Genomic DNA, 20658 nt, shown 5'->3' on the forward strand with positions numbered 1-20658 from the left:
TGTCTTCAGCCTTATTTTTTCCAATTCGTCAAGAAACTTCTTCAACTTCAGGTGGTTCAATTTTAGATAACCCATCTGACTTGTAAATGAAAATCGCAAATTCTCCACGTGTAATGGGATCAACGGCACCAAACTTAGTAGGGGATTTCCCTTGTGTGATGTCGTTTTGAACGAGAGCACCGACGTATGGTGCGAACCGCTGGTTAACATCAGTAAACGGAAGGGGGTCAAGTGAGGTACCCATTCCATAGGCAATAGCGATAACTTTTGCCATTTCGTTACGAGTCATCGTATCAGATGCACCAAATTTTGTAGTTGTTTTTCCGGAGATGACATCTCGTGAAGCAAGAGCATTGACGGCCCAAGCTCTACTTTTAGGAACATCCGTGAATCCAGCATCAGGAAGATTACTCGACTCGGAGAATCCGAGTGCACGGGCAACCATTACAGCAGCGTCGATACGTTTGATTGAATTGGTTGTCCCAAAAGTAGTGCTCGTGAGACCTTGCGCATAATTGTTAGTAATTAGGTAATTGACTTCCTTTTCATATCGTGGACTGACGTCTGTAAATGCAGCGAGTGATGTGGACGCAGACATAGCAAATGCTAAAACACCTGCGGCAAGTGCAACAGTAATTTTTTTCTTCAAGTTTAGTGCCTCCTTCAGTATATTCTTTGTATAAGTCTACAATGTTTTCCAGTTACGTGCAAAGGGGCGAATGGCTCAATAGGTGAAATCGGCGAGAAGTGGTGTGTTGCTGAAAGTGGAATCGATATTAGGGTGCGTGATATCAGAACTTTCACTTGGGGTATCGGAAAAATTGTGGCTGGAATCGGAACTTTCTTACGAAGAATCGGCACTATCAGGAAATTAATCGGAATCGACACACAATTCAATGAATTTTGAAAGAGGTTAATTGGATGCGCTTCGCTTGTTTAGAAAAGGGGGAAGTCAAGGACTTTTGAAATCTGTAATTTAGGGTATTCAATCAGTATTAAGAAACGATTCAATTACACAAGTTGAATTGCGCAAGCGTCTCGTCAACACCAGGCGTACATTTTATCGTTCTGTGCTATACTTCAGCTATATAATTATAAACAACTCAGGAGGATTCCATGAAAACAGTAAAAAAAGTAATCATACCAGCAGCTGGGCTTGGCACGCGCTTTTTACCTGCCACCAAAGCTATGCCGAAAGAAATGCTACCAATTGTCGACATGCCGACAATTCAGTATATCGTGGAAGAAGCGATTGCATCAGGGATTGAAGATATCATTATTGTAACAGGAAAAGGCAAACGTGCAATTGAAGATCATTTTGACAATGCGCTTGAATTGGAAGAGAATTTGATACAAAAAGAGAAATACGACTTGCTTGAGAAAGTCAAAGAGTCGGCAGCGGTCGATATCCACTACATTCGTCAAAAAGAACCGCTAGGACTTGGACATGCAATCTGGTGTGCGCGTAACTTTATTGGAGATGAGCCTTTTGGTGTCTTGCTTGGCGATGATATCATACGAAATGATAAACCGGCGTTAAAGCAATTGATTGAACAATATGAGGCAACTGGTTCTAGTGTCATCGGTGTTCAGGAAGTACCGCATGAAGACATTCATCGATATGGTGTCATTGATCCGATTGCTACTGATTCTCGGTTGATGAAAGTGAGGAATTTCGTGGAAAAACCGAGTCAGGAAGAAGCACCATCGGATTTTGCAATCGTTGGACGGTATGTACTGACACCGGAAATCTTTGAGATTCTGGATCATAAGGAAGTAGGTAAAGGTGGAGAAATCCAGCTAACGGATGCGATTGAAAAGCTGAATACAACTCAAGACGTTTATGGCTATGCGTTTGAAGGACGTCGCTTTGATGTTGGGGAAAAACTAGGGTTCATCGAGACGACGATGACGTTTGCACTCGAGCGCGAGGATTTGAAAGACGATGTGCTTGAGATGATGGAACGTCTACTTTCGACGTATAAAACGAAAGTAAACTAAAAAGCATCGGCAGCAAGAGAAAATTCTCTTGTGCCGATGCTTTTTTATAGAACAAGACATACCGCTCCAATTATGATTAGACCAATACCGAGCAATTTACGTTTCGTGATTGGCTCTCCTAGAAGAAAATACGAAAGTGTGAATGTCCAAATGTACGTAATCGATGTTAGCGGAAACACGACCGTATAAGGCAAATAGCGCAGTACAATGATATTCAAAATAGCACCTGAACCGTAACTGATCAAACCGACGATGAGCCATTTTACGAGCGTGGGCAAATCTTTCCTAAAATCAGTATCTGACGCAAGCTTTAAAAAGTAACCACCGAATGCACCGCACCAGGTCATAACGAGCAGTATTAGAATTAGCAAAAGATTAATGTTCGTCGCCTCCAATCAACCAAACCCCAACAAGAATCAGTACAGTGCCGATTGATAAGGGAATAGTCAAAGGCTCATTCAAAAAGCTAACACCGAATACAAGGGCGATTACATACCCGATTGTCAGAAGTGGATGAAGTACGGAAAGTCTACCGAAGCGGAATGCAATCGTCATAAGGACCGCTCCCATTCCGTAGAATCCGAATCCAATCCATAAGTGCCATTCGAGCAGCCCTCCGCCCGCTGCAAGTTTCCAGAAAAACTGTCCAGTAGCCGTACTGAATGCGGCTGCGACCATAAGGAGGATTCCTATGGGGGACGTCGAGCGATCTTCAGTCATCTTTCGCGACCTCCATCACCATCGGTTCGAACTTCACGAGACTAATCAGAATCAAGGGCAACATAATCATCGAGTTCGCAAGGAGGTATCGGAAATCTTGTGCAGGAATGCCGACGAACACAGCCCCTGTATTGAGAGCAACTGGCAGTAGCAATAACCACGCCCGCCAGCCATTACGTAAATACGCAATATACGTAAACAGTAAGGCTAGAGCTGTGTAAAATGCAGGGCGCCATAAGAACGGAATGGATTCATCTGCAACTTTCAAGTAACTGAAGGCACTCCTTTTGAGATCAGCATTCAACACAGTATTGACAAGACCGAACTCATTATTAAGGTAAATGTTCGTAGTGTATTTACTCGTGTAGCCGTCAGCAGGTTCATTGATTTGCCAGATGAGCGATGTTTGTTTGAAAAGCGCCCCTGCAGCAATATCAGGATTCTGTTTCACGAGATGTAAATAATTCCGAGCATAGCGCCCCCAATCGTCATAAATTGTAAATCGATCATAGTCGCCCCAAGAAAACTTAATGGAGTCGACGCTGTATGGATTATATTTTTCATGCCATTTTTCAATTGGGAAAATCCGGTTCACATAGTCCCGCTGTTTTTCTGTCATGTCACCGTCCTCCGTGACGATCGCTGCGATTTGTTGCGTCGGAATAGAGAGCATCTCTTGCGGATCGGAAGGGTGGACTTCCAGCGCAGTATACACTGGGTTCACAATGATTTGATAAATCAAAATCATCATTGCAGCAACTGGCAATAGCTTCATCCAATAAGACCGATACATAATCAGGACAAACGCTGTAACAATTAAAAATACAGGGAATCCATTGTGACGGAAAAACATCACCATAAATCCAATTAATGCATACCCGGCTATGAACGGCCATCGTTGAAGCACTCTTCCAGAGGAGCGGACAATCATAAACATGAGTAAAGTGAACAACAATAGCGCAGCACTATATGCGACGTCTTTCCATAAGGTGATAGAAGATATGGCATGAACTGGACTGATTGCAAACAGCAAGAGTGCGACCCAGATGAACGGTTTAGGAACCCGAGCCTGCTCGAGAGACCATCCAGCAAGTCCAGTACCCGCGCCGATCAATACAATCTGGAAAATTGCAATGATTGCGGGGGAATCCCAAATTTTCACTAGAACACTTAACAGCATCGTATGGATGACAGGATGCCAATCCGTATACTTATGCGTATGTGCTTGATCCCACTGGGCGAGAGAGTCAGGTGTCATTGCACCGGGATAAAAAGCAAGTAGGAAGTACGACGATACAATCAGTGAAGGAAGTGCATACAAGGCGATTTTCCAAGGTGATACTCGCCTTTTGATAGGACTCAAGGTGGCGGATAAACACCAATAAATGATTGCTGTCACAATGGCCAGAACCGCAAGAAAGACACCAAACCATACAGCCAACATTACAACAAAATGATTATCTGTTAAATACGGCTGTTCACCACGAATACTAACTGCGATGAACAGTGGGAAAAGCGTGCCGAAAATGGCAAAACTAATTTGCTTGCCTTTAGGTAGTTTACGTAGCATCGGCCAAAATTTAAGGGCGTAATAGACGCATCCTGCCATGAGAGCAGTTACTAGTAAAACAATAACTATTGAAACGTTTCGAATCGGCATAAAAAAGAACAACATCGATCCACTAAGATAAAGACCAAAGGCAGAAATGATCATCCAGCGAAGAATGTTCTTCGACATCGGATCACCCTCTCTCTGTCCGTTCGCTAATACGATTCAAATGTAATTCATAGTTTTTCCGGTGCGTACCCGCGACAGTATCCAAAATGAGTCCGCATGCGAGTGACAGCATAGCAAGTAATACGAAGCCAACTGCAAGGATGGCCGACGGTACTTTACTAATAAAGCTTGTCTGGACGTATTCCATAATGACAGGTGTGCCAACAGCTAGACCGAGCACTAGGAAAAGTGCCGCCCACGCCGAGAAGAACAGCATCGGTTTGTAATCTTTGAACAGCGTAAAAATCATCCGTAGCACTTTTATGCCGTCAGTGATTGTGTTCAACTTCGACTCACTGCCTTCGGGGCGATCCCGGTAATCGATCGGTACTTCTTTTATCAAAAAACGATTATCGAGTGCATGAATGGACATCTCCGTCTCAATTTCAAAGCCAGGGCTTGTAACTGGCATGGATTTGACGAACAGTCGATCGAATCCACGATAACCTGTCATGATGTCCGTTATGTTGCTTTTATAGAGCTTATTAATGAGACCTTTGACGAGATTGTTACCGAATCCGTGGAATTGTCGTTTGTTTTCATCAAAATAAGTACCATTTGATAAACGGTCGCCAATAACGAGGTTGGCTTCACCTTTTTGGACAGGTGCTAAAATATCATGCACAAATTCAGCAGGATATGTATCGTCACCGTCTACCATGACGTAATAATTGGCTTCGATGTCGCGGAACATGGAACGAACGACATTTCCTTTACCTTGGCGCGGTTCAAACCTTACGATGGCGCCGTGGGCACGGGCAACTTCGGACGTTTTATCGGACGAGTTGTTGTCATACACATAAATTTTAGCATTGGGCAGTTCTCGCTTAAAGTCATCGATTACATTGCCAATTGTCTGTTCTTCATTGTAACAGGGAACGAGTATTGCGATTTCCATAGTGTATCTCCTTTTGTAAGTAAGCTTAGAGTGCATTTTACCATGAACTGTATTAATTATACAGCTTAGTTTTGTTAGTGGTGGTTAGAGGGGGTGGTTCGTGTGATGAGGTGCTATCAACGCTATGTGTTCAGGGATACTTTATTCGCTGGGGCGGTTGTAAAATTACTTTAATCCTTAGTTGTTTCTTAGCTCCAAGGTATGGAAACTGGTGTTTGCTGTTATCTGAATACCCTTATAAAATTTAGGGGAACCAGGATCTACCAATGTTTTGCTCTGAGTGGTTGAAACTAGTATACTTTGACTAACGAAACAGACAAAAAAATGAAAATAGTTAAAGGGGCGAAGGTTGTGACAGAAGTGATAGATAGGTTTCAGCAGTGGTTAGGTCAGAACGAGTTGCCAGATGTACTTCAGAGTGAATTGAGAGCGGTTGTAGAAAGTGAAAATGAGATTTCTGATCGTTTTTATAAATGGTTGGAATTTGGGACGGGCGGCATGCGTGGATTACTTGGAGCAGGTACAAATCGCATAAATCGATATACGATTCGTAGAGTAGCTGAAGGGCTAGCCAGAATGATTGACGAACATGGACCAAGCGCCAAGCACCGGGGTGTCGCTATCGCATATGATACGCGCCACCAGTCGAGAGAATTTGCACTCGAGACAGCGAAAGTCCTTGGAGCACATAACATCCGCTCGTTTGTGTTCAGCGAACCAAGGCCGACACCTGAACTGTCTTTCGCTGTCCGCGAATTGGCTACATTCAGTGGTGTAGTCATTACCGCGAGCCATAATCCAAAAGAATACAACGGCTTCAAAGTATATGGGGAAGACGGAGGGCAGCTGCCCCCTGAGAAAGCAGCTGCGATTGTAGGTCATATGGAAGCAATTGAAGATGTTTTCTCTATTGAAGTTCTTTCTGAAGACGGATTAAAGGAAATTGGTTTGCTCACGTTCCTATCTGAAGAAATGGATGCATCGTACCAGGGAAAATTGAAAAACCTACAATTAGGAGAGTTCCCTCGTGATAAAGTGAACATCGTCTATACACCAATTCACGGAACAGGTAATGTCCCGGTTCAACAAGCGTTGCACAACTTCGGCTATGAACAAGTAACAATTGTTCCTGAACAAGAACAACCAGATCCAGAGTTCTCCACGGTGTCTTATCCGAATCCGGAAGAAGAGGAAGCTTTCAAGCTTGCAATCCAACTCGGGGCAAGAGTAGATGCAGATTTATTACTTGCCACTGATCCCGACGCAGACCGTCTTGGTGCAGCAATCGCTTTGCCGACAAGAGGGTACGATTTACTGACAGGCAATCAGCTTGGTGCATTGCTGTTAAACTATTTGCTAGATCAGCGTCAACAAGCAGGAACGTTACCGGCTAATGGGCTCCTGTTGAAAACGATCGTCACCTCAGAAATGGGGCGTGCGATTGCTGAACAATATGGTGTCGCTACAGAGGATACGCTAACAGGATTCAAGTACATTGCTGAGAAAATCGAAGAATATAACGCATCAGGAGAATTCAAATTTCTATTCGGATATGAGGAGAGTTACGGATATTTAATCGAAGATTTTGTACGTGATAAAGATGCCGTACAAGCTGCGCTCCTCACAGCAGAAGCGGCTGCCTACTACAAAAGTCAAGGAAGTTCGTTACATGCACAACTGAAAAGGCTTTATGCGAAAGTCGGTTATTACAGAGAATCGCTACAGTCAATTACGATTCCTGGCAAAGAAGGCGTGGCAACGATTGAAAGAGTGCTCACAACATTACGGAATACGCCACCTACAGATCTTGCGGGCATTGAAATAGTAGCAATTGAAGATTATGAAACAGGCAAAATTCTATCAACAGACGGAACGGAACAGCCAACAGGTCTACCAAAATCCAATGTGTTGAAATTCCGCCTTGCAGATGGGTCTTGGTGTTGCGCAAGGCCATCTGGAACGGAGCCAAAATGCAAATTCTATATCGGTGTTCGTGGTAACAGCGGGATGGACGCCGTCAATAAGTGTGAAGCGCTCGAAAAAGCGATTTTGGCACTAGTCGAACCTCTATATAAATAAAAGAAGACTGCGTTGCATGCGCAGTCTTCTTTTAATCTGTCAATTAAACTAGTTAATATTTAAGAAGAAACAATGTGTAGTAATCTACGAAATAATTTTGTGAAAAAAGTAATGTTATTGGAATATTTATGGTGTGAACGTAATGTTTACCACTACTATTCTATTGGGTATTAATATGCAATAGAATTCTATTCTACTTTACAATGAATAGAATTCAATTTTTAGTTTGAGAGGAAGATTTATTGATGAAAAAGTCTAATAATTACTCTAAATTTGTTGCGGCAGCAGCTACAGCTACACTTGTTGCAACTGCAGTCGTACCAGCAGCATCCGCAAAAGAAATGAAATTCTCAGACGTCAGCGATCGTTATGCAGACGCTGTAAACTATTTAGTAGAAAACAATATTACACAAGGAATCTCTGATTCTAAATTCGGCACACAATTAAATATTAAACGTGTAGACGTTGCAGTTCTCATCGCTAAAGCGACTCTAACTGAAGATGAAATCAATAACGCACCTGCTTCAACATTTGGTGATGTGCCGGCTCGCGCAACTAAATATGTAAGCGCATTGAAAGAAAAAGGCATTATCAATGGTAAAACCAATACATCATTCGGTTCTGACCTTTCAATTACACGCGGTGAAGCAGCAATTATGCTTTCAAAAGCTTACGGTATCGAAGGTGACACAGCGAACGTGAAATTCGGCGATGTGGGCACGCGTTATAAAGAAGCGGTTGCGGCACTAGTCGACAACAAAATCACAACGGGTAAGACAGATACTAGTTTCGGAACGGGGCTATCTATTACACGTGGTGAGCTAGCAATCTTCTTGCATAGACTAGAAACTCTTGATGCTACAGCTCAAGAATACAAGGTTGAGAGTGTTGAAGGTGTTAACGGTACACAAATTGAAGTGAAATTCACAGATGCAGTTAACCCAGAAAGCTTGTTCAAAGATGGCAAAACGGGCGAGTTCAAAGATGGCGTATTCACGATGTCTAAAGTAGGTAACACTGCTGAAACGGCTACTGGTTCACTTTCAAAAGACGGTAAAACATTGACTGTGACAACAAGTGATGTTGTCAAAGGTGAGTACACTGTCATTATCGATAAATTGAAAGCAGCGGATAACAAAGAGATTGAAAAGTTCTCTAAAGTCGTAACAATCGCTGCAGATAAAACTGCACCAAAAGTACTGACAACTGAAAAAGTGAACGCTTCCCAATATAAGGTGAAATTCTCTGAGCCAATGCAAACTTTAGGTTCAATTTCATACAAAGATGAAGGCGGAAAAACAGTCGATGGTGTAGTAACTGAATTTGAAAAAGGCGATTCAGAGGTACTATTCAAACTTCCGGCAAGTATTGAAGCTGGCAAATCTGTAAAAGTGCAAATGGTTGCAGCGAAAGATATGTCAGGCAATCTTATTTCACCAAATCCGACTGAACTTAAATTGATAAAAGGTATGAAGGACGGACAAGCACCAACCGTAAATAAGATTGAACAGACAAGTGCAAACCAATTCGCTGTAACGTTCTCTGAAGAGTTGTTAGAGAAGCCATCTGTAACAGTAGGTGGAGTTGCAGCAACTAAAGTCGAAGTGAATCCGGAGAACCCACTTCAATATGTTGTAACTACAGAAGGGGACCTCACAACTGCACAAACGGTGGCCATAGACAACTATAAGGATTTAAGTGGAGAAGAGGGGAAGAAGTATTCTAAAGTCGTGACATTCACCCAAGATACGGAAGCTCCAGCAGTCACATCTGTGAATGTTGTGGCGGACGCACAGACTTTGAAGCAATACGCTGAGTTCACTTTCGATAAGGACGTTAAATTAGCTACTGCTACTGCTTCTGTCGAAGGTAAATATGTGAAAGACTATATCACTACACCTGTAACGGCAACCGATGCCAAGACTCTTACGTATAAAGAGGAAGGGAACAAGAAAGTAGTCCGCGTAGCGTTGACAGACTTGTTGCAAGGTAAAGATGTTGAAGGTGCAGCGTATGATTTAACGTACACATTGGCAGGGATCAAGTCTGTTGCAAATGTTGACTTGAAAGAAACTACAGGTGCTTTGAAATTCACCCGTGTTGCTGACGGTACACCTGAAAATACGAAAGTAGTAGCTGTTAATACTGTTGAGCAGGATGCTAAAGATAACAACAAAGTTATCGTTACTTTCGATCAAGCGGTAGAAGGAGCAACCGCAGTGAATAAAGCGAACTATTCCATAAACGGAGCAACAATCGACAATGTTATACTTCTTCCAGTTGATGAAAGCGGGACGCAACAAGCTGTTCTGAACTTGACTCCAGGATCAAGCAATTTCAATGGCGAGCGGGAAATGACGATTCAAAACGTCAAAGCACTTGGGTCAACAAAAGTTATGGCTCCATGGAACAAGACTATTGTTCTGAAAGAGAATATCGCACCTACAGTTACAACGGCTGATTTGACAGACACAAATAAAATCACGGTGACATTTTCTGAAGCTGTAACAGGCGGAGCCGGCCATGACTTTGAGGTTCTTGTGGATGGTAAGCCGGTGACACCAGCTCTAAAAGTGAATGCTGCAGTGAATAACAATACAAATGAAGCAGTCATTACACTTAATGATAAGCTCACAAATGAGCAAATCAATAAAGGCATCACATTGAAGCCGGTTGACACAATGGACATTAAAGACAATAATGGCAACATGCTTTCTGTACCAATGAATATTACAGTTACAAAATAAGATGAATTCGAAAAGGCTCTCCGCAAAAGCGGAGAGCCTTTTTCAAACCTTAAATTTATATCTATGGTCAGTACTTAGTAGGGATATCCCGCAAATCCACATTCCGATCCTCAGCACCAACATCCCGCTCCAGCATTTCATTACTCTCAGGAATATTGAAAACACCCAGATCCTTCTTTTCTGTCACTGCAGAAGTCAGGTCTCCTTTATCATGATCAGATGCGTCCCAGAAATCTCCTTTATCTACATACAATAAGAAGGCACCATTCTCGACAGCCGCTAGGTAGCGATCTTTCTCATCTTCAGTCAAATCCATCTGGGTCAATGCTTTTCGAGCAGGTTGTTCATCGGATAAAAATGCTGTGAATCGATCCCACCATGAGGCGTCCGCTTTTTGTATTTCAGCTTCTGTCATTCCGCGAACGATTGAGACATCTTCTTTGTCTTTTGTAACCACATACATATTTTTTTCGGCGATTCCGTTAATGTGCAGTTCATGAATCTTATCTAGCAGCTCATTCTCGCTAAGGAAAACTCCAGCAAATTCTCGATTCATCTTCAATTTCCTCCATTCGGGTTAAGAGTGTATACTAGGAGACTTTGTTTATAGATACCCTTTACGCTTAACCTGAAACAAGAAGATTGAATTATCTATTAATTAAAAGAGGGTTTGACTGATTGTCACGATGGTATTCCGAAAATTGAATGACTCGGACATTTGCAGTGTTCAGTTCATGGTAAATTTCCCGACTGTCCCAAAATGAAATATAGCGGTCTCGTTCACTTGTGAGTAGTGCGATGACTTCGTTTGCTGATTCATAGTGAACAAATCGTCGGATATAGTGTTCTTCGTCGAAAAAATACGTGATTTTAAATTCTTTCATGGGAATCATCCTTTCAAAAATATAAAAAGAAAAACGGGCAGCCTCAATGGATGCAGGCTGCCCGTCTAGTTTAGCCCCTAGTCCACGTTTAGCGTGATTTGGAACGTAAAAGTTTGAAAAGTTGAATGATGATTAAAAATACGAGTGCTCCCGACATGTCGAGCATGACGTCTTGCCAAGTTGCGGTGCGTCCTCCTGTGATCGATTGATGGAATTCATCAGCCGAGGCAGCCAGAAGTGTAAGGAATGCAGCCAGGAAGAAGCGGAGTCTCATTTTGGGCAAGAGCCAATAGAATACAACAGCGAGTGCACCGAATGTGAAGAAGTGAGCGCTTTTCCGTACTAGAAATTCGATGAAGTAGTAATAGCCACGTTCGTCGACTGAGATGGTTTTCCCCCAGTATGGAATCTGCAATTTGGATAACGGTTGTTTGAGCGGCTGGTTAGGCAGCAGTTGTTGCAGTTTCGGAACAATCGTTTGTTGTTCGTAGGTTTGACTGGAGGAGATGAAGAGCCCTGCGATAATGCCAATGAGTAGTACAACGACGACTAGTTTTTTCATGGTGCGAGTATAACATATTTTGGGCGGTTGTGCAGGGGGGAACTGGTGTGAGACCGCTTGGCGCTGGAGGATGCCTTTCGCAAAGAGCCAAGGAAGTGCGTCTTGTCTCTTTGCTTCGGCGACCTCAGCAGTCGCCTGCGCTGTGGCTTTCGTTGAATCAGGAAAAGATAGAGTTTACTGCTGAATAAGGGGGAATGCCTACAAGTGACAAAGGACTTAGATCTAAAAATGAATATTAGCCATTTCCGTTGTACGAAGTGGAAGGCAGCCTAAGTTTCGCTGAGACCGCTTGAAACATAGTACAATACCGTCGCTGATGCGGATACCTACTATTACAGAGAGCTTACAATTTGCATAACCAAGTTAGCATCTGTAGAAGAAGGGGAATAAGAGAGGGAACATATACATAATGAGTGAAATGAGGGGCTACTATGAAACGGCTTGTCTATATGGATTGGCTCCGCATTCTTGCGGCACTTGCGGTTGTGACAATTCACGTTTCGGCGGGGATTGTGACAGATGAAGCCCAAGATTATAAAAGTCCATGGATGGCGGGCAATTTTTATGAAGCGATTTCAAGATGGGCAGTGCCGATGTTTGTCATGATCAGTGGAGCGCTCATGCTTAGTAGTAAACGGGAAATCATCTTATTGTCGTTTTTGAAAAAGAAGTTAGCGAAAATCCTGATTCCGCTGTTTGCATGGAGTGTCATTTATTATTCGAACGAAGTACGAAAAGATGAAATAACGTTTTCCATTGCTGACTTCATCAAACGATTCGCAACCGATGACATCGTGTATCACCTATGGTTTCTCTATATGATTGCAGGATTGTATATCATTACGCCCCTTCTGAAAATCCTGATTCAGCACGCTAAGCGTAAAGACATTGAGTATTTTTTAATACTTTGGCTTTTTACATCCATCTTTTCTAATTGGCTCGAATATTTCATAGGGTATCGTTTTGAAATCGAATTATTCTTCGTGACCCATTACATAGGTTATTACGTGCTGGGCTATTATTTATTTATGTTTGATTTCCAGATGAAATGGAGAATCGCAATGTACATAGGAGGCGTAGCAGGTTTCATAACGACATTTTTCATGACTTATCACGAGTCGTTGAAAATCGATGAACCACTCGAACAGTTTTGGTATGACGAACACTCTCCAAACGTATTGTTGATGGCTGTTGCGCTTTTCATGCTGTTCAAGTCGACAAAAATCGGTACACTCAAGGTACCTTGGATCGGAACTATCATTAGCCAAGCAAGCTTTGGAATCTATCTTATCCATGTCTTCGTTATGCAGACGCTTTACGAAAAATTCGATTTTGTTTGGTTCGATTTGCATCCGATTATCGGCATTCCTTATAAAGTACTACTCGTCGTTACGATTAGTACAATACTGGTTCGTTTCATCAAGAAAATGCCCGTATTAAGAGGGATTATACCTTAAGGACTGATGGCATATGATGTAATTTGGTCACGTTAGTTATTATGAAGTATCTGCAAAATAAAGAATCAAAGCCCATCCGAGATTTTGTGATGGGCACTTTGTCTTTACACTTTTCTCGATAATGAAAGGAACGAGATTACAATGTCGAGAAAATCCGCTTATTTTGTAAGGGGTAATGGAGATTTTCGTTGAACCTACATAAGAATTAAGTATTCTAGGATATTGCTAATGCTCGATAAATCTTACTTTAAAAATGTGTGTATCAATGCATCGGACCAAACATCTATCCCTTTATCAGTCATTACATTGTCTTCATCTACATAATTTAAGATTTCATCTGAGTCTGTAGGTGGCCAATCGGGCCAATGATTGATATATAAGATGTCACGATCGCGTGTGAAATTTTCAAGTGATGTAATTTGTGTTTGATAGTAATTGGGTTTGTATATTGGATGAGGAGGCGTCACATAGACTATCGTTTGTTCGTTAGATTCTAAGGCTTTGGCTTGAACAGAAAGTAAATCTTCATGTTCTTGTTCTATGACAACCAATCCGTTGTTTTTTAAAGTGAATGATTCATATAGAACGATGTCATATTCCTTGGACCAGTCTATTTCATTCATTTCTTGGTTTACAAAATCAGTTGAGGTTAAGTCGCTCGTTACTTCATCAACGGTTACTCGATCTTGAAAAGTATCACGTATTTTTTTTGAAAAGTTTTCGGAGACTGGTTTCATGGGTTCAGATCCGATTAAAAGTATCTTTACCTCTTCATTCTTAGAAAAACGGTTCATAAACAAGTCTTTAACTTCAGGGATAACTGTTTTGCTCAATGAATTTTCGAGTAACAGTTGAAAATCTTCATCTTCTAGTTTGCTATCCTTACTACCTGATAAATCCTCTTTTGAAACAACAGTCTTTCCAGGTGAAATTTCAGATGCTTTTTGAATTTTGTTTTTCCAGACAGTGGCGCTAAAAAACAAACTGCCTACACAAATAATCATTATAATAAGTAAAAAAACTATACCTTTTTTCATAGGAGCTCCTTCCTAACTTGTACTAGAATACGATTACTATAGCATAATATTCAGTAAACAATGTACCAATTTTTTTCACATTATGCTATACTGTTGCAAGATTTGACAATCTATTCGTAAAGGGGAACAAGGGACTTCATGGAAGAGACTATTAGTTTACAGCAATTACTAATTGTACTGAAAAAGAGGCTAATGATGATTGTTGCAATTGCCATTCTTGCAGTTACATTAGCAGGTATAGTCAGTTATTTAGTATTAACACCAATATATCAAGCATCTACTCAAATTTTAGTAAATCAAGAAAAAGTAGAACAACAACCATTTAATTCTCAAGACATACAGGCGAACTTGCAGTTGATCAATACATATAATGTTATTATAAAAAGTCCAGCAATCTTATCAGTTGTCATTGAAAAACTTGAATTGGATACAACTCCAACAGAGCTAACTGAAAAAATAACAGTAGATAGTGCTCAAAACTCTCAAGTCATAAATATAAGTGTCACAGACCCTGAGCCATACATGGCAGTAGATATTGCGAATACAATAGGTGAAGTGTTTCAGGAAGAGATTAAGAAACTAATGAAAGTCGATAATGTGAATATATTGTCACCTGCTGAAATGTCTGATAATCCTTCTCCTGTCAAGCCAAATCCGAAGTTGAATATGGCGATAGCCTTAGTAGTTGGATTGATGATTGGTGTTGGTGTTGCATTCTTACTTGAATATCTAGATACTTCAATTAAAACGGAAGAAGATGTGGAAGACTTTTTGGACCTGCCAATACTAGGTCTAGTAAGTCCGATTTCAGACAAATTAATGCCGACACCTGTAACTAGACAGAGAAGGAATAAGAGGTGAACTCGATGGTTAAGAAAAAGAATCAGTCGATACAAAAAGCAGCACGCAAACTAATCACAGTCGAGAATCCAAAATCTATCGTTTCTGAACAATATCGTACTGTCCGAACCAATATTCACTTTTCAACTACAGACGATGATCTGCGGTCAATTTTATTTACTTCTTCTTCACCAAGTGAAGGTAAATCAACAAGTGCTGCTAATATTGCAATCGTTTTTGCGCAAGAAGGGCGAAGAGTATTGTTAATCGATGCAGATATGCGGAAACCAACCATGCATCACACTTTTCACATTAATAATGGTAGGGGCTTGTCTTCTTTATTAACAAGACAGGCGACGATGCAAGAGGTAATTATCGATTCTGAAATTGAGAACTTGTTTTTGATGCCTTGTGGTCCAATTCCACCTAATCCTGCTGAGTTGATCGGGTCGCGCACAATGAAAGTTTTGATTGAACAACTTAATAATGACTTTGATTTAATTGTATTTGATGCACCTCCGTTATTATCTGTTGCGGATGCACAAATTCTTTCGAATGAATGCGACGGAACAATCTTAGTTGTTAATACGGGTTCAACAGAGAAGGAAGCGGCACTAAAAGCGAAAGAGACCTTGCAATCTGCAAATGCACGAATTCTAGGTGTTTTGATGAATAACTACACACTAGCAAAAGATCATTACTATTATCAATATTATGGAACTGCAGAATAAGAGGGCATTCAGCCTTCTTTTTTTATTACGTTAATTACAAAAATCTATATACCTTGTGCTCATTTTGAATTGATTGAAGTGATATGATATGACAGGCAAGAGGATGAGGATGAAAATGAAGGCGAATGGTATAAAAGTGTTAGCAACTTTCAATCACTAATTATAAAGGAGTTTAATCTAAATGATCGATATACATATGCATATTTTGTTTGGAGTAGATGATGGACCAGGTACAGTTGATGAAACAATGAAACTGCTTGAAATTGCTCGTGAGGAAGGCATTACGGATATTATTGCTACTTCACATGCACTGCATCCTCAATTTAATGTTGAAGCTGAAGAAGTTTGGAGTCAGGTCCGACTGTTGAATGAGATAATAGAGAGCTCGGGCATTGGAGTTACATTACATAATGGCCAAGAAGTACGACTTGCAGACGACCTTGTGGAGAAGCTGAAGAAGAAAACAGTCCTAACGATGGCAGATTCTCGATATTTATTACTTGAACTTCCTTCAGGTTCTGTACCTGCCTATACAACTTCCATCATTAATCAGCTATTGTCTGAAGGAATTACTCCTATCATTGCTCATCCAGAACGAAATCGTGGAATAGCTGAGCGGCCAGAAAGATTAGAACGACTTGTTCGAGCAGGCGCACTCGCACAAATTACGGCTGGAAGTGTTGTGGGAGCGTTTGGGAAAAACATTCAAAAGCTTTCGTTTCAGCTGATTGAAGCAAATTTAATCCACCTTTACGGATCAGACGCACATAACACTACAGTAAGACCACCACTTTTCGAAAAAGGGCTTGATGTGTTAGAAAAGAAGAAGCTTGGGGAGTATGCGGACTTAGTACTAGAAAACAACGAATTACTCCTGAAAAACGAAAGATTGACTATACTTGAAGCTCAAGACCTAGTGAAACGGAAAAAATGGTGGTTTTTCTGATGCAATGTGACCTAATCCTCTGAAACCAAGTTAATTTACTTTCAGAGTGCAATGAAACTATGTAGAAAGCTTGTCGAAACTTGAGGGTTCATATGTTTTGTGAAGAGAATGTGAGGAAAGTAAGTAGGTAATTTGTCGAAATGTTGGGCTTTCCATAGATATTCCAACTGTTGCATGCTAAAATTAGGAAAGAATCGAAAATTCCAAACCACAACTCGAAGGAGAGTGGCAGCGTGTGACGATGAAGAGAAGGATGACGATGCTGTTCGCACTTGACACCGTTATTGTACTATCATCCATTTTCTTTGGATATTTTATATTAAAACCGGATTTTCACGTTTTCACAAAAGAAGTGGTGATCGCAAGTGCGATAGCCATCGCTCTTGCACATCACTTTTTTGCTTGGCGTTATGGACTGTATCGGAAAGTATGGTCGTATGCGTCAATTGGGGAATTGGAGGCAATCTTTAAAGCTATTACACTATCAATTTTTGTCGTAATGGTAGTGCAGCTGGTGTTAACCCAGCACATCAACATGAGGGCTTTGTTCCTTACATGGATGCTACACTTGTTGCTTATCGGTGGATCGAGACTTTCTTGGCGTGTTGTACGTGACAGCATGATTAAGAATAATTCAGAATCCATGAAACGAACACTCATTATCGGTGCAGGACAAGCCGGTACGATAGTAGTGCGTCAAATGGCGAACAATCCGGACTCAGGTATGAAACCTGTAGCATTCCTGGATGACGATCGACGGAAACAAGGACTTGAAATTCATGGCGTGTCGATAATCGGGGGCACCCAAAACATCGAAGACTATGTGAACGACAATGAGATTGCTAAAATTGTGATCGCGGTTCCTTCTATGCCTAAGTCTGAAATGACGACACTCATTCAGCGATGTGTAAAGACTGGCGTCAAAACGCAAACTATTCCAAGGATTGAAGATTTAATGACTGGGAAAGTATCTGTATCGGATATGCAAGATGTGAAGATTGAAGACTTGCTCGGTCGTGATGAAGTGAAACTCGACATGGAATCGATTGAAAGCAAACTCACTGCCAAAACAATTATGATCACAGGAGCTGGCGGCTCTATCGGATCAGAAATTTGCCGGCAAGTGAGTAAGTTCAATCCTAGTAAACTTGTTCTCGTAGGACACGGTGAGAATTCCATCTACTTGATAGAACGTGAACTGAAAGAAAAAGTTGCAGGATCGATTGAGCTGGTTGCAGTGATTGCGGATGTGCAAGATCGGGAACGTATCTTCAATATCGTTGAAGAGCATGCACCACATGTTATCTACCATGCGGCAGCACACAAACATGTGCCTCTCATGGAAGCGAATCCAAGAGAAGCGGTAAAGAATAACATCTTCGGAACGAAAAATGTCGCAGAAGCGGCTGATACATATGGCGTTCCGCACTTCGTATTAGTTTCAACAGACAAAGCCGTCAACCCACCGAACGTGATGGGGGCAACGAAGCGCTTTGCTGAAATGATTATTCAGAACTTGGCACGCAATAGCCAGACGAAGTTCGCTGCTGTGCGCTTCGGGAATGTGCTGGGCTCTAGAGGGAGCGTTATCCCGTTATTTAAACATCAGATTAAACAAGGTGGACCTGTGACGGTAACAGATCCTAAAATGACTCGTTATTTCATGACAATTCCTGAAGCATCACGATTAGTCATCCAAGCGGGGACTCTGGCTCGTGGGGGTGAAGTATTTGTCCTTGATATGGGAGAACCGGTGAAGATTGTGGATTTAGCGAAGAACCTGATTCGGCTGTCTGGATATCAAGATGGTGAAATTGAAATCCAGTATTCGGGGATCCGGCCGGGAGAAAAGCTATATGAAGAGCTGATGAATCCGAATGAGCGGCAGAGTGAATACGTATTCCCTAAGATTTATATTGGGAAAGCGACTCCAATTACTGCGCTGGAGTTGCAGTATGTATTGGATAAGCTTCCTGAGATGGCGATACAAGAGATGAAAGAGACGTTGATTGGGCTGGCGAATCGGAAGTTAGTGGAGTTGGATGCTGAGAAGTTGACGATGGCTTAATGAGTTAGGGATTCAATGAACGTAAATTGAAGAGAAGAGGGTTCATCATGACACACATCACATTTGATTATTCAAAAGCAATTCCTCACTTCGGTAGTTACGAAGTTGAATTCCTGACAAAGTCAGTTGAAGCAATCCATGAACAAATGCATAGTGAACAGAGCATCCATCGAAATTTCCTTGGGTGGATCGACTACCCCGAAACATTCGATCGGGCAGAATTTGCCCGTATCCAACAAACCGCACAGCATATCCAAGAGACGAGCGATATTTTGCTCGTCATTGGGATCGGCGGTTCCTACCTAGGTGCTCGTGCAGCGATTGAGATGCTGACGCACCCCTTCAAAACCTCACTTCCTGAATTTAAAAGAAAACAACCTCAGATTATTTTTGTTGGACAGAATTTAAGTTCCACGTATATGACGCAAGTGATGGATGCGTTGGAAGCGAAAGACTTCTCTATCAATGTGATTTCGAAGTCTGGAACGACGACTGAACCAGCCATCGCGTTCCGTATCTTTCGTAAGTTATTAGAAGAGAAGTATGGCAAGACAGAAGCGAGTAAGCGGATCTATGCAACGACTGATGTAACACACGGTGCATTGCGTCAGCTGGCAACAACTGAAGGATATGAAACGTTCACGATACCTGAAGATATTGGCGGCCGTTATTCTGTACTGACATCAGTCGGGCTATTGCCGATGGCTATAGCAGGAATCGATATTGAAAAAGTAATGCATGGTGCCCGACTAGCCCAAAAAGAACTTATGACTGAAAAACTTAGTGAAAATAGTGCTTATCAATATGCAGTTATTCGCAATATCCTGTTCCAGAAAGGTATGGCGATCGAGTTGTTTGTCGCATACGAACCAAGCATGCAAGTTTTTGCAGAGTGGTGGAAACAGCTTTTCGGAGAAAGCGAGGGGAAAGAGCGACGGGGAATTTTCCCGGCATCGGCTACGTTCACAACGGATCTGCATTCGTTTGGTCAGTATATTCAAGAAGGTCAGCGGGATTTGTTTGAAACGATTGTTATGGTGAAGAAACCGCAGCAAGATCTACCTATCGAGTACGATGAAGCAGATATGGACGGATTAAATTATTTGGTTGGGAAGACAGTAGATGAAGTGAACCGGAAAGCTGCTGAAGGGGCATTGGATGCACATGCGGAAGGCGGTGTTCCTGCGGTGGTGTTTGAAGTTCCGGAGTTGGATGCCTTTACGTTTGGGTATTTGGTTTACTTTTTTGAGAAAGCTTGCGCAATGAGTGCGTATTTGTTTGGTGTGAATCCGTTTGATCAGCCTGGGGTTGAGTTGTATAAGCGGAATATGTTTCGGTTGTTGGGGAAGCCGGGTTATGTGGAAGCGGTATTGGAAGATGGAGATACGTGAATGAGTGTTTAGGCGATGTCTCCTGACCTTTATCAATGGAGGTACTCGGCTATGTTGTGGGTGGTGGAAGTGATTCTGCTGCCTTAGATGCGTTGTTGTTATCGTTGGTATGGTGTGAGGAGGGGTTGGATGCCCTTTTTTTTATTTTTGTTGTTGCTTTTAGAGGAGCGGTGATGGAAATTGTAATTTATAAGGAAAAGCTTATGAATGAAAGCGGATTGACGCTTGTTGAGTTGCTGGCTGTTTTTGTGCTTATGTGAATGATATAAACATTTTGGGTTGTGTTTTAGAAGCTTATGGGGACGAATGCTTTTATAGAGATGCCTTATAGACGGCTTAGTGAAGATGAGGTTGAATATAATGCGGAAGATATGGCAGTGCCTTGGTTGTAAGAGTGATGAATGTGAGAACAGTTTGTTAGCTATGTGCTACTCCAGTTTCTTTTGTTTTATTGAATGTTTGTTTGGCAGTGAGTATGGAACTTAGATGACATTTTTGGTGGGTTAGTAGTTAGTTGGAA

Annotated in this window: 19 protein-coding genes; 10 read left to right on the plus strand and 9 right to left on the minus strand. The window is 41.7% G+C overall.

Features of this window, described 5'->3' with window-relative positions:
- Positions 1 to 28: 28 nt before the first annotated feature.
- On the minus strand, positions 29 to 649 hold the full coding sequence (locus M3197_RS02250; protein WP_251658382.1) for an S-layer homology domain-containing protein: 621 nt from the start codon (positions 647 to 649) through the stop codon (positions 29 to 31).
- Between the two features lie 467 nt (positions 650 to 1116).
- Here M3197_RS02250 and galU point away from each other — a divergent pair, with 467 nt between their 5' ends.
- Complete coding sequence (galU, locus tag M3197_RS02255; RefSeq protein ID WP_251658383.1) at positions 1117 to 2001, plus strand: UTP--glucose-1-phosphate uridylyltransferase GalU; 885 nt, start codon at positions 1117 to 1119, stop codon at positions 1999 to 2001.
- A gap of 44 nt (positions 2002 to 2045) precedes the next feature.
- Here galU and M3197_RS02260 read toward each other — a convergent pair whose 3' ends face one another.
- From M3197_RS02260 to M3197_RS02275, 4 genes are read right to left on the minus strand one after another with little or no spacing between them, the layout of a single operon-like run.
- Positions 2046 to 2396 carry an EamA family transporter gene (locus tag M3197_RS02260; RefSeq protein ID WP_251658384.1) on the minus strand — a complete coding sequence of 117 codons (351 nt, stop codon included), beginning with the start codon at positions 2394 to 2396 and terminating at the stop codon, positions 2046 to 2048.
- A complete protein-coding gene (locus tag M3197_RS02265) occupies positions 2377 to 2721 on the minus strand; it encodes an EamA/RhaT family transporter (RefSeq protein ID WP_251658385.1) in 345 nt (114 codons plus the stop codon). Before M3197_RS02265 ends, M3197_RS02260 begins: the two co-directional genes overlap by 20 nt.
- Complete coding sequence (locus M3197_RS02270; protein ID WP_251658386.1) at positions 2714 to 4459, minus strand: DUF6020 family protein; 1746 nt, start codon at positions 4457 to 4459, stop codon at positions 2714 to 2716. Before M3197_RS02270 ends, M3197_RS02265 begins: the two co-directional genes overlap by 8 nt.
- Positions 4460 to 4463: 4 nt before the next feature.
- Positions 4464 to 5396, minus strand: a complete 933-nt coding sequence (locus tag M3197_RS02275; RefSeq protein ID WP_251658387.1) for a glycosyltransferase family 2 protein — start codon at positions 5394 to 5396, stop codon at positions 4464 to 4466.
- 324 nt (positions 5397 to 5720) lie between these two features.
- Between M3197_RS02275 and M3197_RS02280 the strand changes: the two genes are divergently transcribed.
- Both M3197_RS02280 and M3197_RS02285 read left to right on the plus strand, forming a co-directional pair.
- Positions 5721 to 7475 (plus strand): phospho-sugar mutase, encoded by a 1755-nt coding sequence (locus tag M3197_RS02280; RefSeq protein ID WP_251658388.1) that lies wholly within the window; start codon positions 5721 to 5723, stop codon positions 7473 to 7475.
- Positions 7476 to 7720: 245 nt separating this feature from the next.
- Positions 7721 to 10222 carry an S-layer homology domain-containing protein gene (locus tag M3197_RS02285; protein ID WP_251658389.1) on the plus strand — a complete coding sequence of 834 codons (2502 nt, stop codon included), beginning with the start codon at positions 7721 to 7723 and terminating at the stop codon, positions 10220 to 10222.
- Between the two features lie 67 nt (positions 10223 to 10289).
- Here the strand turns inward: M3197_RS02285 and M3197_RS02290 are convergent, their stop codons facing one another.
- The 3 genes from M3197_RS02290 to M3197_RS02300 form a co-directional block, all read right to left on the minus strand.
- Positions 10290 to 10778 carry a YflT domain-containing protein gene (locus tag M3197_RS02290; RefSeq protein WP_251658390.1) on the minus strand — a complete coding sequence of 163 codons (489 nt, stop codon included), beginning with the start codon at positions 10776 to 10778 and terminating at the stop codon, positions 10290 to 10292.
- A 91-nt stretch (positions 10779 to 10869) separates the two neighbouring features.
- Positions 10870 to 11106, minus strand: coding sequence for a hypothetical protein (locus M3197_RS02295; protein ID WP_251658391.1), 237 nt, complete (start codon positions 11104 to 11106; stop codon positions 10870 to 10872).
- 88 nt (positions 11107 to 11194) lie between these two features.
- Entirely contained in the window at positions 11195 to 11668 is a 474-nt protein-coding gene (locus tag M3197_RS02300; RefSeq protein WP_251658392.1) for a VanZ family protein, read from the minus strand.
- Positions 11669 to 12099: 431 nt separating this feature from the next.
- On the opposite strand from M3197_RS02300, the gene M3197_RS02305 reads away from it, so the two are divergent.
- Entirely contained in the window at positions 12100 to 13125 is a 1026-nt protein-coding gene (locus M3197_RS02305; protein WP_251658393.1) for an acyltransferase, read from the plus strand.
- Between the two features lie 242 nt (positions 13126 to 13367).
- On the opposite strand, the gene M3197_RS02310 is transcribed toward M3197_RS02305, so the two are convergent.
- Complete coding sequence (locus M3197_RS02310; protein ID WP_251658394.1) at positions 13368 to 14162, minus strand: hypothetical protein; 795 nt, start codon at positions 14160 to 14162, stop codon at positions 13368 to 13370.
- 138 nt (positions 14163 to 14300) lie between these two features.
- Between M3197_RS02310 and M3197_RS02315 the strand changes: the two genes are divergently transcribed.
- The 6 genes from M3197_RS02315 (at position 14301) to M3197_RS02340 (ending at position 20398) form a co-directional block, all read left to right on the plus strand.
- Complete coding sequence (locus tag M3197_RS02315; protein WP_251658395.1) at positions 14301 to 15023, plus strand: YveK family protein; 723 nt, start codon at positions 14301 to 14303, stop codon at positions 15021 to 15023.
- Positions 15024 to 15028: 5 nt separating this feature from the next.
- Entirely contained in the window at positions 15029 to 15733 is a 705-nt protein-coding gene (locus M3197_RS02320; protein WP_251658396.1) for a CpsD/CapB family tyrosine-protein kinase, read from the plus strand.
- Positions 15734 to 15914: 181 nt separating this feature from the next.
- Entirely contained in the window at positions 15915 to 16679 is a 765-nt protein-coding gene (locus M3197_RS02325; RefSeq protein WP_251658397.1) for a tyrosine-protein phosphatase, read from the plus strand.
- Positions 16680 to 16914: 235 nt separating this feature from the next.
- Positions 16915 to 18747, plus strand: a complete 1833-nt coding sequence (locus tag M3197_RS02330) for a polysaccharide biosynthesis protein (RefSeq protein WP_251658398.1) — start codon at positions 16915 to 16917, stop codon at positions 18745 to 18747.
- Positions 18748 to 18794: 47 nt separating this feature from the next.
- Complete coding sequence (locus M3197_RS02335; protein WP_285851046.1) at positions 18795 to 20138, plus strand: glucose-6-phosphate isomerase; 1344 nt, start codon at positions 18795 to 18797, stop codon at positions 20136 to 20138.
- Positions 20139 to 20173: 35 nt separating this feature from the next.
- On the plus strand, positions 20174 to 20398 hold the full coding sequence (locus M3197_RS02340; RefSeq protein WP_251658399.1) for a hypothetical protein: 225 nt from the start codon (positions 20174 to 20176) through the stop codon (positions 20396 to 20398).
- Positions 20399 to 20658: the final 260 nt, after the last annotated feature.

Origin of the sequence: Sporosarcina aquimarina, from assembly GCF_023715615.1 — a bacterium.
GTDB lineage: Bacteria > Bacillota > Bacilli > Bacillales_A > Planococcaceae > Sporosarcina > Sporosarcina aquimarina_A.

Coding starts and splice junctions, on each gene's coding strand:
- M3197_RS02285 (WP_251658389.1), top strand. CDS start 7,721: ATGAAAAAGTCTAATAATTACTCTAAATTTGTTGCGGCAGCAGCTACA.
- M3197_RS02290 (WP_251658390.1), bottom strand. CDS start 10,778: ATGAATCGAGAATTTGCTGGAGTTTTCCTTAGCGAGAATGAGCTGCTA.
- M3197_RS02265 (WP_251658385.1), bottom strand. CDS start 2,721: ATGACTGAAGATCGCTCGACGTCCCCCATAGGAATCCTCCTTATGGTC.
- M3197_RS02275 (WP_251658387.1), bottom strand. CDS start 5,396: ATGGAAATCGCAATACTCGTTCCCTGTTACAATGAAGAACAGACAATT.
- M3197_RS02325 (WP_251658397.1), top strand. CDS start 15,915: ATGATCGATATACATATGCATATTTTGTTTGGAGTAGATGATGGACCA.
- M3197_RS02280 (WP_251658388.1), top strand. CDS start 5,721: ATGAAAATAGTTAAAGGGGCGAAGGTTGTGACAGAAGTGATAGATAGG.
- M3197_RS02305 (WP_251658393.1), top strand. CDS start 12,100: ATGAAACGGCTTGTCTATATGGATTGGCTCCGCATTCTTGCGGCACTT.
- M3197_RS02270 (WP_251658386.1), bottom strand. CDS start 4,459: ATGTCGAAGAACATTCTTCGCTGGATGATCATTTCTGCCTTTGGTCTT.
- M3197_RS02295 (WP_251658391.1), bottom strand. CDS start 11,106: ATGAAAGAATTTAAAATCACGTATTTTTTCGACGAAGAACACTATATC.
- M3197_RS02340 (WP_251658399.1), top strand. CDS start 20,174: ATGGAGGTACTCGGCTATGTTGTGGGTGGTGGAAGTGATTCTGCTGCC.
- M3197_RS02300 (WP_251658392.1), bottom strand. CDS start 11,668: ATGAAAAAACTAGTCGTCGTTGTACTACTCATTGGCATTATCGCAGGG.
- M3197_RS02335 (WP_285851046.1), top strand. CDS start 18,795: ATGACACACATCACATTTGATTATTCAAAAGCAATTCCTCACTTCGGT.
- M3197_RS02310 (WP_251658394.1), bottom strand. CDS start 14,162: ATGAAAAAAGGTATAGTTTTTTTACTTATTATAATGATTATTTGTGTA.
- M3197_RS02320 (WP_251658396.1), top strand. CDS start 15,029: ATGGTTAAGAAAAAGAATCAGTCGATACAAAAAGCAGCACGCAAACTA.
- M3197_RS02315 (WP_251658395.1), top strand. CDS start 14,301: ATGGAAGAGACTATTAGTTTACAGCAATTACTAATTGTACTGAAAAAG.
- galU (WP_251658383.1), top strand. CDS start 1,117: ATGAAAACAGTAAAAAAAGTAATCATACCAGCAGCTGGGCTTGGCACG.